Below are 13672 nucleotides of genomic sequence, written 5' to 3'. Positions count from 1 at the left end.
ATTTAGAATAAAAAACTGCCCACTCCAGGGATTTTTTTAATATGTGCTTCGTAATCCAACATTCGTTTTTCTAAGTGTTTTGGTAATAACATCGGTAATTCTCTAGATTTATATCGTTGAATTGGTAAAATTACATAACTTCTGGGATCAACCCAAATTGCTTCTGTTTCTACATTTCTAATTCTTTTTGTGGTTACTTGACCTAGTTCCAATTCCAATGTGAATGAAAGAATGATTCCTCCATCCGTATATTGTCTGTTTTGCGCTGAAATAAAATTTCCTAAGGAATAAGCGATCAGTCGATTTTCATTCAATATTGGATCTTCATAAAAATCTATTTTTTGTACCACATGTGGGTGACCACCTATGATGATATCTGCTCCTGCATCTAGGCCAATCTTTACCCATTTGGTTTGAGACGTTCCAGGTGTTTCTTCATATTCGTTTCCATAGTGGTACCAAAGAATGATAAAGTGTGCTCCATTCTCTTTGGCAAATGAAACATCTTTTCGAATTTGTTCTTCATTTAACAATCGTACAATTCGGCCATCTCGAACAGGAATTCCATTTGTTGAATATGTATAGTTATAAATGGCAATCCTTATTCCATTTGTCTCTTGGATCAAATCCTTTCGATTTAGAAAATCAATGTCGGACGAATAAGTACCGATTGGGATCATTCCATTTTCTTCAACAATACGTATAGTTGTATCAATACCCTTTGCACCAGTATCAGCTGAATGATTATTTGCTGTCGAAAGTATATCAAACCCAGCTTTCTTCAATCCATGCACATATCCAGTGGGACTTGCAAATCTAGGATAACCGGAATATTCTTTTGAGTTTTCGGTAATCGTTGTTTCTAGGTTACCCAATGTTAAATTTGCATTTTGTAAACTCATCGCAACATATTCAAAACTTTTAAAGGAATCATAAGTCTTTGTTTTAGTTTGGTAGTAGGAAGAAATTTGAGAGGAATGACACATAAGGTCACCAACAAACTTAATTCGCACTTGCCTAGTAGGAGTGAAATCAGGGAAAGTGTAGCAGGAAAGGAAAGAGATTGTGAACACTAGAATGAAAGAAAAACTTTTTATCGTATTTGCCATTGGTATTTATTTCATTCTATCGAGTTGTAAATGGGAAAAAGACTATAAACGTGCCGCTTTTCTTTCCATGCAACCTGACACAGACTTAATTCTAGCCCCGTATCCTTTTTATATTTTTGATCGGGAAGCAAGGGATGCAATCACTCTTTCTCATTATTCTAAGGAAGATATTAAAAATATCTTAGAGGAACATGAACTATCTTGGGATACCTTAAGTAACCAATGGAAGTTAGAGTTAGAAGAAGAAAACTTCACAAAAGAAGTGAATTATACCTCTCATTACACCCAATACGGATATGATACCGAGATTCCTATTTGGATCTATGGTCCAAAGTGGTTTCATAACGGGGTTTATGCGGATGAAATTTTCCAACAACACATTCCATCTCTGTATGGCAAAATTTTAGATTTCAATTTTACAAACCAACTTCCAATAGATGTGTTTCAAAAAATCTTTAAGGAAGAAAGGGAAAAACCAGAAATCATCGTTACCATTGTTGTCGATCAAGGTGGTAGACAACTTTACAAAGCTCATAAAGGTTCTTATCCATTTTTAGAATCACTGAGCACCAATTCCGTTTATTTTAAAAAAGCAAAAGTGGCACATTTGGAATCTCATACAGCCGTCGGCCATATGGCCATTGGTACGGGTGCATTCCCAAATGAAGCAAAAGTGTTTTCAAATGAGATTTATACATACGTAGAAGGAAAGGTGAACCATCGTCCTGTTTACCAAGGAAAAAATCAAAGTTTTGACTTAAGTGAATTAAAAGTTTCCAGTTTCGCAGATGAATGGGATTTGTTCCATAACAATGCACCAGTTATTATTAGTCAATGTTATGCGAATCGTGCTTCTGTAGGAATGGCGGGACATGGCAAAGAATTTATAAGAAAAGATACATCTGAAACTAAAACGATTCCGGATGCTGACTATGTATATTGGGAAGATATTAAAAATTTATCTTGGGCTACCTATCCGAATGCATTTGAAAAACCAGTAGCAACACAAAAATACAATTTGTACCAATATTACTTATTGAACAAAAAAAATATCAAAACACACTTCGAAGCAAATAATCCTATCGATTTCCTTTCAAAAATACACCATTTCCAAGGTTCGGAATTTCAAGTGATGATGGATGGAGCTCTATTCCGTGATACGATTGAAGAAACGATTCTCAAAACGAATTTACACAAAGATGGAAAAACAGATTTAGCGTATTTAACATTAAAAGCAACGGATGCGGTGGGTCATTTGTATGGTTGGGAAACCAAAGAAGCAAAACAGGTTTTACAAGCAACAGATGAAGAAATCAAAACGATTTTTGAATTTTTAAAATCACATTATGGCGATAAATTTATCTTACTAGTTACGGCAGATCACGGAGCAGCTCCCATGCCCGAAATTTCCAATGGTCTTTTTTTGACTCATGAAACTTTTTTTGCCAGCGTGAACGAATTACTTCCAGAATCGCAGCGAAAAAAAGTTTCTCTTGTCAATTGGGTAACACATTCCCAATTATCATTAAACAGAGATCTAATGAAAGAACACCAAATCACGGAAGAAATGGTGATTGATAAAATCCTTTCTATTGAAGTGAACAATAGGAAATTCTTTCGTAAAATTTGGAAACGAAGTGAAATACCGAATGTATCGTTCTAAGATCCATTCGGTGTTTGGTTCTATTTTTTCTTGAGGGAAGTATCTTCTTTTTTAAAATCTTTTAGTTTTAAAAATACTTTGATTTCTTCAAAATCGATTCGATCCAAACTTACGGTTACAGGATCTCCGATAAAAAAGATTTTAGAGTATTTTTTGGAATAAAAAGAAAAATCATTTTTAATAAGCACTTCAAACTCATCGGTAAACTCTGATTTGTCGAGAACACCTTCCAGATTGGAAATATCAAGTTCCACAAAGATTTGTGAAGGTCGGATCCCAACGATAAATCCTTTAAATTCTTTGATTCCTGTTGATTCCAAATAACGGAAGGATTTGATTTTAACAATATCCCTTTCCGCATCCGCTGCACGTCTTTCTTCTTCCGAACAGTGAAGTCCCATGACGGCGATTTCATTGTCTGAATATTCCTTTTCGCCTTCGAGTAAGGTTGCATGTAAAACACGATGCACAATCAAATCAGGATAACGCCGGATCGGAGATGTAAAATGACAGTAGTCCTTAAAACCAAGTCCCCAGTGGCCGAGTGGGTCTGCACCGTAATACGCCTGCATAAAACTACGAAGTAGTAAATAATTGAAAATCTTGCCAACGGAATTGTCTTGAATTTCTTTTACTGCCTTCATGATTTCAGGATAACTAGTATCATGGATTTGCACATTATATCCATTGAGTTGAAGGAAATGATTGAGAGTTTCTAATTTCTCTTCATCCATTGGTTCGTGAATACGATGGAGGGTTGGAATTTTCTTTTTTCGTAAAAACTCATCCACTTTTAAATTCGCAGATAACATCAGTTCTTCGATTAAGATATGGCTATTTAGTCTTTCTCTGTTTTCGATACCAATCGGTTCTTTTCGTTCATTCCACGTGATTGTTGTTTCGCGAAGATTTAAATCAATCCTACCCGTTTTCATTCTATGTTTACGGAGTGCATCCGTAAAAAGAGATACTTGGTACATCCAATTGTTTGGATCTTGGGCTTTGATTTCCTCCTCTGCCATCTCATAGGTATAACGTTTTTTTACTTTGATGATGGATTTGTAAAACTTTGCGTTGTAAATCTCACCTGTTTTACTTGCTTCCATCTCAACAGTAAAAGCCAATCGATTTGTATTTGCGACAAGGCTACAAAGATCTTCCGAAAGAATTGGAGGAAGCATCGGTACCACACGATTTGCTAAATAAACCGAAGTAGCTCTTTCATAGGCTTCTTTGTCTAAGGCAGAACCTTTTTCCACATAATACGAAACATCAGCGATATGGATCCAAACACGAAGTCTATTGCCTTCATCCACAAAACTAATGGCATCATCAAAATCTTTTGCGGTGATTCCATCAATGGTGACTGCGTACAAATCGCGGAGATCAGTACGACTGTTCCAATCGGAAACGGTTTTTTCGGAAACTTCTTCTGGAAAATCCAATGGAATAAAATCAGGATGAACTGGATCATAATTGTATTTCATTAGTATCCGTTGTAAGTCAGAATCTTCTTTCGTATCAGACTCAAAACGAATGAAACTCACATCATAAAGATTGTCTTGCGGTTCTGCCCCTTCTTTTAATTTCACAATCAATACATCATCAATGTTGATTGCATCAAAACTATCTTTAAGAATGGATTTTACATGTAGGACACCTTCTTTCCCTTCACCTAACATATCTAAGAAATTCCCAAACACAAATTTGTTGGTTTTTTCTTTGACTTTCATTCGGTAAAGAATACGTCCTCGTTTGAGAACTTTTGTAACTTCGGCTTCTAAGCGATCTTTTTTCCCCACTCCGAGTGGGATCACTTCAACTTTGTCACCAGTGATGGCTGTATTCGTGAGAGGTCCTGGAACAAAAATTTCATTTTTGGAAGGTAAGGAAATAAATCCATCTCCTCTGCGGGATATGGAAATTCTTCCTGTTAGCCGAAAAGGATTGGCAACAGTGAAGTATTTTTTATTTGGAATGAGCAATCCTTCTTCTTCCAAAAGATTACATAGTTGGTCGATGAGAAATTCGATTTCTTTTCTTGGAACCTTTTCTTTTAGTTTGAAGGACTTTACTTTTTTAGATTTTGGGTCGGGTCGTTTGAATTCACTGGATTCAGTAAATTTCTTTTTGATCTCTTGTCTTGTGATATCTTTACCAGTTTTTTGGTCTAGATATTCGATGATTTTTCTTTGTATTTTATAGGTATCCATAAATTCATTTTTGATCTACATAAGTCCCGCGGATGTAATTGGGGAGGAGGTTTAAATAGTGGTGATTTTTTAAATTTGTTTGTTTGCTTCGTTCCAAACTATATTGCATTATAGACGATAAATTTAGATTTGTCGCTTCAATTTTTATCGCTTCTTTTGGGTAAAATTCAGGAAAAGTTCCTGTATAGTACCATTTGTTAGGCGTCATCTCTTGGTTTTCGAGAGCTTGAAGAATCTCTTCTGGTTTTAAATCTTTGGTTTCGGAATAGGATGTACCATCAAAGTATTTTGTGTAATATTTCCCTTGTTTTCCATCCAAACAAATGAGAGATTTCTGTTTTCCAGTAACTTCCGAATTCACATTTTCTGGGGAGGATAGAGCTTCATCCATTCCGACAAGATACAAAAGAGCACTATCTAAGCCTAATACTGGTATTTCCCATAATTGGGCTAAATCTCTCGCAGTCGTAACTGTTATGCGAATTCCCGTAAAGGATCCTGGGCCAAATGGGACAACGATCTGGTCTGGTTTTTTCAAATTGGCGAGTTGCAGAGCTTTTTGGATCAGCTCTACCAAACGGAAGGAAGCCTCTTTTGGTGAAGTTTCAATGAGTTTAGAATCCAGTTTGAATACAAGGTTGTTGATTTGGGAGGCCACTAAAACGTGAATCCAATCCTGGGTTGTATCAAAATACAAGAGATTCAAGACACTTCCTCTGGTGACCATTCGATCGTGTAGGTCCGATTCTCTAAGGTCTCTGTATGAATGGTGATATAAACTCGATTTTCTTTTGGCAAAATCGATTCTGCTTTTTGCCACCATTCGATGGCAGATACATCATCTTTTCCCCAAATTTCTTCAAAACCTAAATTTTCCATTTCTTCCACAGAATGGATTCGGTATAAATCAAAATGCACTAAACGAAACTTAGGCGAATCATAGATATTGTATAATGAAAAAGTAGGGGAATTGATGGAACTTTTTGTTCCAAACCGAGAAAACCATTCGCGAATAAAGGTGGTTTTACCTGCTCCCATCTCTCCTGTAAAAAGAAGAATTGGTTTTTTCTCATGAGAGAGAAAGCTATCAATGATGGTATCCAAGGTAGAAAAAACAGGGTATAACTCAGTTTCTCTCAAGGAGAGAAAGTTTGCTTTCATTGCTTAAAAAATTTCTCCACATCAAAGGAATCAAACTGATAAGCGGTGCGACAGAATTCACAAGTGATTTCAATTTTTCCCATTTCATCAATGATAGAATTTGCTTCTTGTTCCCCAAGAGAAGCGATGATGTCTGCTACTTTGTGTCTGGAACAATCACATAAAAATTCAGGTGCTTCTTTACTGAGAACTTCCAATGACGAACCAATTTCTTTCTCTAAGGATTCTAACATTGCTTCGATGTTTAGAGACCAAAATGCTTCCTTTGTAATGAGAGAATCAATTTTGTTTCGTAAAAAAACGAAACTTTCCTCTGTGGCCTCTGGTAATGCTTCAAAGAAAATTCCTTTTGCAGAAAAATCATTTCCTGGAAAATCAAAAGGAGTGACGTCCATTCCTACTAATGCTCGGATCTGTTCTGATTCAGTGAGGTATTTGATGAAGTTTGCTTCAAACGTATCTTCTATTAAATTGGTATAGGATTGATAGGTATCGGATTCATAATCCCAACGGATGACTTTCATGATCCCTTGCCCCAGGATGAATTCATTCCGAATGTCTCCTTCCGCATGGGTTGTCGAATAGGCAACGGATTTCATTTTTCCATAACGATCACTATAAGCTAATGCTTGTTTATTGGATTCGTCTTTCCATTGGATGCTGACTTTTTGTTGGTTCTTTGTCATTTCCGCAAGGAATAATGCCCCCATCATAGTTTTGGATAAAAAAACAGACATTTCCTTGTTAAGAGAATGTAAGAACATCGGTTCTTTGGCAGTTTCGGTCAGATTCACAATTGTAAATCGGTAGTGATGAGTATTGGAGATTCCTAAAATAACTTGGTCAGACATTATTTGATTGAAAGGGGTGTTTTCTGATTCAGTCTGTGTCACAAGATAGATTCTGCAATCGCAAAAAGGAAAAATATGATCTTTGGAGCCTGTTATTACCCAGAACAATGGAACCCTAAGGACTGGGATGAAGACCTTAAAATCATGAAAGAAATGGGTCTTTCTTCCGTTCGACTTGCAGAATTTGCATGGGGACTGATGGAACCAAAGGAAGGGAAATTCGATTTCTCTTTGTTTGATGCAGTTTTGAAAAAAGTACAGGAACATGGGATGACGGTCATCCTTGGAACTCCTACGGCAACCTTCCCACCTTGGTTGTACCAAAAATTTCCTGAAATCGTGCAAGTTTCCAAAGATGGGATCGTCAGAGGGATTGGCACAAGACGCCAAGCTTGTTTTTCTTCTCCTGCTTATAAAAAGGCGACAGAACGAATTGTCACTGCAATGGCAAAACACTTTGGAAACCATCCAGCAGTTGTTGGTTGGCAAATCGATAATGAACCTGGACATGAAGGTTCCGATGTTGATTATTCCCCATTGGCAGAAAAAAATTTTAGAACTTGGTTAAAACAAAAATACAAAACTTTAGATTCGCTTAACAAACGTTGGGGGAATATCTTCTGGGGAGTGATTTACTCAGATTGGAACCAAATCCCACTTCCAAGCGCGCATGTGGCTAGTAATTTTAACCCTGCTATGATCCAAGACTACTACCGTTTTCAATCAGATGAACTAGTTTCCTACATCCATTTCCAAGCGGAGATCCTTCGTAAATACAGCAAAGGAAAACCTCTCACTACGAATTTATATCCGTCACCTTTTTTACCTGTGACAGATATGTATGAAATGTTCAAGAAACTAGACTATGTTTCTTGGGACAATTATCCTGTATGGGGAAACCAACAAGAACCATATCCTCACCCTTTAGTGACAGCCACACAACAATACTCTCGAGGTTTAAAAAACAAACCTTATACAGTGATGGAACAATTTTCAGGTGTGCAAGGGCATGATACTTTGGGTTATTTACCACCACCAGGTCAAATTGGTCTTTGGTTAACACAAGCGATTGTCAACGGTGCCAATCAAATTTATTTTTTCCGTTATCGCACAGCTCGTTATGGACAAGAACAACTTTGTTATGGAATTTTAGATCACGGGAAACGAAAAACTTCCAAATACTTTGAACTCAAACAAACCATAGAAGACATTAAAGAGTTTGCAGAAGATGTCGCAGACTCACCTTACCCAGCAACGGTTGCCATTCTACATGATATCGAAAATTCAAGGAATTACAAACACCAACCTTTGAGTGATGGACTTCGTTTTTCCCCAGTTCCGTTTGCGCAAGTAGGTTATGACATAGAACTGGCAACTTGGTTTGCAGGAACCAATGTTTTAAATGTCAATGCACATTCGTTACCAATTCATGCCGATATGGATTGGTCCCAGTATAAAGTTTTAACTCTACCCCTGTATACTATGTTTGAACCAAACATAGTGGAGAAATTAAAAACCTATGTGAGAGATGGGGGAACTTTGGTACTCGGTTACCGCTCAGGAATCAAAGACAAAGACCACTGGATGGTGGAAGAACCAGTTCCAGGTGTGTTTGGCGAAATGGCTGGTGTGGAAGTGTTTCAATTTGAAGCACCTGCAACAGATAAGGTGGGAATTCGAATGGGACTTTGGCCTTTAAAAGGTTCCAAATTTTGTGAAATCTTAGAACCAACAACGGCCAAGGTAATTGCTCGTTACCGTGACAAAAAAAAGTTTTATTCCGGAAAACCAGCGATCACGGTCAATGAATATGGAAAAGGAAAGGTCTATTATGTAGGTTCCTCCTTAACTCCAGAAAGTTTTGTTCTTCTGTATCGCCGAATTCTGAAAGAAGCGGGAGTTCGTTTTGGAATCCTCGGTTCCACGATCGAAAGGCATCTCCGAGAAGGAAAACGATACAATTATGAAATCACAATGAACCATTCCAACCAATACAAATTGGCTGGTTTATCGATATTGAAACCATTTGGATATCGAATCAAAAGAATTGAAAAATAAAACCATTTGAAATGAAAAAATGAAAATACAAGATTATAGATCCATTAATCGAATTTTAGGAGATGTTTCTGCAAAAAACAAAGTAGGGGAAATTTTTGTAGATAACTTACACTCTCCTTACATTCAATTTTCGGAACGATTTACGATCCATGGAACTTCTATCACACAACCTGAGTTTGGTGATATCAAAAACTTTGTTCATACTGTGACTCAATTTTTACCAGAGGCAGTGGAAGGTACAAGTTTATTGCCTGAACCAAGACCAAAACGAGAAACAGGAAAATTGTTTTTTGTAAGACCAATGATGTTTGGGTCGATCCAGTTTTTATATGTTTTCTCCGTGGATATGTTGTATTTGGGTGGGGCAAAATCAGAAGAAATCAAACGTGCTGGTTCCCAAAATATGACACCAACCATTGTCACCGATCGGTTGTATTTCCAGGTCAAAGTTATTCCAATCAAAACTTTGAAGGAAGAAGGAGAAAATGTCATCGATTTCGAAGCGAAACGATTTCAAGGTGGTGAGTTTCGTGTAGAATCCGAACGTGATGAAAACAAACCCATCCGCAAATTCTCCGAGATCTTTGATGAAATTGATTTTTCAGATACCGAATCAAAAATCAGAGAAGAATTGGGAATCACTTCAGAGATTTGGAAATTGGGAAGAATTTATAGTCCAATCGGAATTGATTATCTTTCCCTCTCACTTCGGTTTTTGGATCCAAGTTTACCAAATACCATCCACCAATTTAAAAAGTTCTATCAAATTCTAGAAAATACAAACCAGACCATTTCTGATGAGACGTTACGTTCGTTTCATGAATATCTTTCTTCCTTTCAAGTGGACAGAACAGTTTCTAAGTCTGGGAATATTTTATGGAAAGTGCATCAAAAATCTACCGATAATGGATAAGTAAGTACAATGGGTATCTCTTCACCAACCATCAATTTCCCCGTCGATGAAACGATCAAACGCATCGAATATGTAAAAGCCAATGCTATGGGAATCATCCATGAAGCAAAAAAAATCCAAAGAGAAGTGTCAGCGATTCGTTCCGATACCGATGCAGAGGAAAAAGAAAGGATTGATGCCGCCGACGGAAAGTTAGGCGAAATTCTAATTCGATTTTTACAAAAATCATTTCCGAAAGATGGAATTCTTTGTGAAGACAAAGCTCCCATCGATGGTGGTGAATTCAAATGGGTTCTCGATCCTGTGGATGGATCTATGAATTTTGTTCGTGGCCTTCCACTCTATGCGATTTCGTTTGGTTTGGAACACAGAGACACACCGGTAGGTGGAGTGGTGATTGTTCCACCACAAGAATCTGTGTATTCGGCTGTGATGGGTGAAGGTGCTTTTAAAAATGGAGAACCGATTGTCACATCACGTGTTTCCGAACTCAACCGAGCCATTTTTTCTCCCAACCTTCCTACGAAAAGAGCCCACATGATCCAAGAAATCATGGCTGATCTTTCTGGGTTTTTGACCTACGCCCGTTCCTTTCGCCGTACTGGCTCCTTTGTTTTGGATGTCTGTTTCATTGCAGAAGGGGTTATGGATGCCATTTGGGAAAAAACAGTGAAACATTGGGACGTTTCTGCCATATCTGTCATTTTATCCGAAGCAGGTGGGAAATTAACTGACTTAAATGGAGTTCATTACTATACAGGACTTCCTGAGTTAGTTGCTTCTAACGGAGTCTTACACTCAGAAATTTTAAATTTATTGAAGACAGTTCGTTCTACCGTCAGTCGAAATTGATATAGGAAATGATTAGAATCATTCTACTTTTTTAGTTTACGATTTGCTTTTGTGAATGAGACTAGAGACAAAATACAAATACACTTAGATCCATCAGGAGACCACCATGGAACATAAACTCCCAGAACTACCGTATGCAAAGGATGCACTCGCTCCCCATATATCTGCAGAAACTTTAGAGTTTCACTATGGAAAACACCACCAAACTTACATTACCAACTTAAACAACCTCATCAAAGGTACTGAATTCGAAAATGCAAGTTTAGAAGACATCGTGAAAAAATCCACTGGCGGTATTTTTAACAATGCTGCTCAAGTATGGAACCATACTTTCTATTGGCATTCTCTTTCTCCAAACGGTGGCGGAGCTCCCAAAGGGGCAGTGGCAGACCTCATCACAAAATCCTTTGGATCTTTTGATGCGTTCAAAGAAAAGTTCACACAATCTGCTGTGACAAACTTTGGATCTGGTTGGACATGGCTTGTGAAAAAAGGTGATGGACTTGAGATCGTGAACACAAGTAACGCTGGTAGCCCACTCAAAGATGGTCTCCAAGCGCTCCTTACCATCGATGTTTGGGAACACGCATACTACATTGATTTCCGAAATGCTCGTCCAAAATATGTGGAAGCATTCTGGAATTTGGTCAATTGGGACTTTGCAAATAAAAATCTTTAATCGTTAGGATTCACATCTGAAGTCAGAAAAGGCAGGTTCCGGAATCCGGCGCCTGCCTTTTTTATTTCTAAATTTGATTCAAAATGAATCTTGGTAACAAACATTGAGTACACTATGAGCCAATCACTTCCGAAAATCTCCATTCCAAAAAAACCCAATTACACTTCTTTAAGTTTGCCGGAAGGGATCGAGTTTTGGGAACTTTTTCGGGAGATCGAAACAAAATACGAAAACTGTTTTCTTTTGGAATCAGCAGGGGACAACCAATACGACTCTCGTTATTCGGTAATTGGTTTTGATCCATCCCATCTGATTCAAGGGGAAGATGGTGTTTTGGAAATTGATGGAAAATCATACCAAGTAGAAAATCCATATTTTTCCCTTCGCGAAATCATAGATTACAATTCGCTAAGCATCAGTTATGCGGGTGGGTTGGTTGGATACTTGGGTTACCAAAGTATGCAATTTTTTGAACCAAAATTGAAACTCAAACCCCATCCAGATTTCCCAGCGATGGTATTTGGTATGTATCTAGATGGCCTCATTTATGATAAATTTACTGGAGAGCTCATTTACTTCGATAATGGGAACAATCGCATCCAAGTTGTGGAATCCATTTTAGCTTCCTTAAAACAAAGTGGTTCACAAAAACCAAAAGCAAAAGTGACTCTGCAAACAGCAGGAATTTCCAAAGAAGTCCACAAACAAATGGTGGAAGATGCCTTAGAAGAAGTGAGAGCAGGAAATACATTCCAATGCCAAATTGGTTTTGAAGAAACGTATGCAGTGGAAGGGAATCCACTTGCGATTTACGAAACCCTACGTGAGATTAATCCTTCGCCTCATATGTATTATGTGAAGTTTGGAAAACGAGTGATTTTAGGTGCAAGTCCTGAATTATTATTCCGATTGAGGCAAGGGGAGATGGAATCCTTTCCTCTTGCTGGTACCACGAGACGTGGTAAAGATGCAAAGGAAGATACACTTCTTGCTAGAAAACTTCTCACTGATCCAAAAGAAATTGCAGAACACAATATGCTCATCGACTTACACCGAAATGATATTGGTCGTGTTGCTAAATTTGGGACTGTAAAAGTTAGACGTCGATTTGATATCAAACGTTTCTCTCATGTCCAACATATCTCTAGTGAAGTGGTGGGTATTTTATCATCCAAAGAAGATATGTTTTCTGGACTTGCGTCTTCGTTTCCAGCAGGGACCTTATCAGGTGCTCCCAAAATTGAATCCATGAAAATCATTGAACGAATTGAAAAGTCTCCGCGTGGACCTTACGGAGGTGCAGTGGGAAGTTTTGGTTTGAATGGTGATTGCACCTTCGCCATTCCGATCCGCAGTTTTTTTGTGCACGATGGCAAAGGTTTTGTGCGTGCTTCGGGTGGGATTGTTTACGATTCCAAACCAGAAGATGAATACCAAGAAATCATAAATAAAATGGCATCTGTTCGAAAGGCTTTAGATTTACACAAAGATCCAATTTCTTCAGAAACTAAAGGAAAATGGTAATAAAACGCGTATGAAAGTTCTCATCTTAGATAATTACGATTCCTTTACCTTCAATTTATACCAAATCGTGGGAGAAATCTTAGAAGAAAAAGAAACTCCATTTCGTTTGGATGTAATTCGTAATGATGAAAAATCATTTTTAGAAATCAAAGAAGCAAACTATGATAAGGTTATCATTTCCCCAGGTCCAGGCCATCCAGCAGATCCGACCTATTTTGGTGTAAGTGCTGATATCTTAAAAGAATTAGGAAAAACAACACCTATCTTAGGAATCTGTTTAGGCATGCAAGGAATGGCTACTGTGTTTGGTGGTGAAGTTGTAAGGGCAAAAATTGCCATGCATGGAAAACTGTCTCCAATTGAACACGATGGTAAGGGTGTCTTTTCTGGACTTACTCAAAACATCGAAATTATGCGTTACCATTCTCTTGTGGCGAAAGAAGATTCTTTACCAAAAGAATTGGAAGTGACAGCAAGGGTTTCTTCCGGTGAAGGAAAAGGGGAAATTATGGGTCTAAGACACAAAACCTTAAAGATTGAGGGAGTGCAATTCCATCCAGAATCTTTTGGTTCTGAAGAAGGAAAAGAATTACTAAGAAATTTTATTTATCGGTAACAAGATCAAAATATCCAGTAGAAATGGAATTGA

At 37.7% G+C, this 13672-nt stretch carries 12 protein-coding genes; 7 read left to right on the top strand and 5 right to left on the bottom strand.

Annotated features, from left to right (window positions below; all coding sequences use genetic code 11):
- Window positions 1–2: 2 nt before the first annotated feature.
- On the bottom strand, window positions 3–1013 hold the full coding sequence (locus EHQ59_RS13250; RefSeq protein ID WP_135620125.1) for a CapA family protein: 1011 nt from the start codon (window positions 1011–1013) through the stop codon (window positions 3–5).
- 64 nt (window positions 1014–1077) lie between these two features.
- Between EHQ59_RS13250 and EHQ59_RS13245 the strand changes: the two genes are divergently transcribed.
- Complete coding sequence (locus EHQ59_RS13245) at window positions 1078–2772, top strand: alkaline phosphatase family protein (RefSeq protein ID WP_135620251.1); 1695 nt, start codon at window positions 1078–1080, stop codon at window positions 2770–2772.
- A gap of 20 nt (window positions 2773–2792) precedes the next feature.
- Here EHQ59_RS13245 and EHQ59_RS13240 read toward each other — a convergent pair whose 3' ends face one another.
- The 4 genes from EHQ59_RS13240 to EHQ59_RS13225 are packed head-to-tail and all read right to left on the bottom strand — an operon-like array spanning window position 2793 to window position 6997.
- Window positions 2793–4985: a ribonuclease R family protein gene (locus tag EHQ59_RS13240; RefSeq protein ID WP_135620124.1), complete on the bottom strand. Its 2193-nt coding sequence runs from the start codon at window positions 4983–4985 to the stop codon at window positions 2793–2795.
- A gap of 4 nt (window positions 4986–4989) precedes the next feature.
- A complete protein-coding gene (tsaB, locus tag EHQ59_RS13235) occupies window positions 4990–5691 on the bottom strand; it encodes a tRNA (adenosine(37)-N6)-threonylcarbamoyltransferase complex dimerization subunit type 1 TsaB (RefSeq protein WP_135620123.1) in 702 nt (233 codons plus the stop codon).
- On the bottom strand, window positions 5688–6146 hold the full coding sequence (tsaE, locus tag EHQ59_RS13230) for a tRNA (adenosine(37)-N6)-threonylcarbamoyltransferase complex ATPase subunit type 1 TsaE (RefSeq protein ID WP_135620122.1): 459 nt from the start codon (window positions 6144–6146) through the stop codon (window positions 5688–5690). Before tsaE ends, tsaB begins: the two co-directional genes overlap by 4 nt.
- Window positions 6143–6997, bottom strand: coding sequence for an Hsp33 family molecular chaperone HslO (locus EHQ59_RS13225; protein ID WP_135620121.1), 855 nt, complete (start codon window positions 6995–6997; stop codon window positions 6143–6145). Before EHQ59_RS13225 ends, tsaE begins: the two co-directional genes overlap by 4 nt.
- Window positions 6998–7072: 75 nt before the next feature.
- Here EHQ59_RS13225 and EHQ59_RS13220 point away from each other — a divergent pair, with 75 nt between their 5' ends.
- The 6 genes from EHQ59_RS13220 (at window position 7073) to EHQ59_RS13195 (ending at window position 13639) form a co-directional block, all read left to right on the top strand.
- Window positions 7073–9055 (top strand): beta-galactosidase, encoded by a 1983-nt coding sequence (locus EHQ59_RS13220; protein ID WP_135620120.1) that lies wholly within the window; start codon window positions 7073–7075, stop codon window positions 9053–9055.
- A gap of 19 nt (window positions 9056–9074) precedes the next feature.
- Complete coding sequence (locus EHQ59_RS13215) at window positions 9075–9968, top strand: LIC_10030 family protein (protein WP_135620119.1); 894 nt, start codon at window positions 9075–9077, stop codon at window positions 9966–9968.
- A gap of 9 nt (window positions 9969–9977) precedes the next feature.
- Window positions 9978–10820: an inositol monophosphatase family protein gene (locus EHQ59_RS13210; protein ID WP_135620118.1), complete on the top strand. Its 843-nt coding sequence runs from the start codon at window positions 9978–9980 to the stop codon at window positions 10818–10820.
- Window positions 10821–10926: 106 nt separating this feature from the next.
- Window positions 10927–11499 (top strand): superoxide dismutase, encoded by a 573-nt coding sequence (locus EHQ59_RS13205; protein ID WP_135620117.1) that lies wholly within the window; start codon window positions 10927–10929, stop codon window positions 11497–11499.
- A 114-nt stretch (window positions 11500–11613) separates the two neighbouring features.
- Window positions 11614–13023, top strand: a complete 1410-nt coding sequence (locus EHQ59_RS13200; protein WP_135620116.1) for an anthranilate synthase component I family protein — start codon at window positions 11614–11616, stop codon at window positions 13021–13023.
- A 10-nt stretch (window positions 13024–13033) separates the two neighbouring features.
- Window positions 13034–13639: an anthranilate synthase component II gene (locus tag EHQ59_RS13195; RefSeq protein WP_135620115.1), complete on the top strand. Its 606-nt coding sequence runs from the start codon at window positions 13034–13036 to the stop codon at window positions 13637–13639.
- The last annotated feature ends 33 nt before the right edge of the window (window positions 13640–13672 follow it).

Origin of the sequence: Leptospira kemamanensis (genome assembly GCF_004769665.1) — a bacterium.
Taxonomy (GTDB): domain Bacteria; phylum Spirochaetota; class Leptospiria; order Leptospirales; family Leptospiraceae; genus Leptospira_A; species Leptospira_A kemamanensis.
This window is presented reverse-complemented; position numbering and strand designations above follow the sequence as displayed.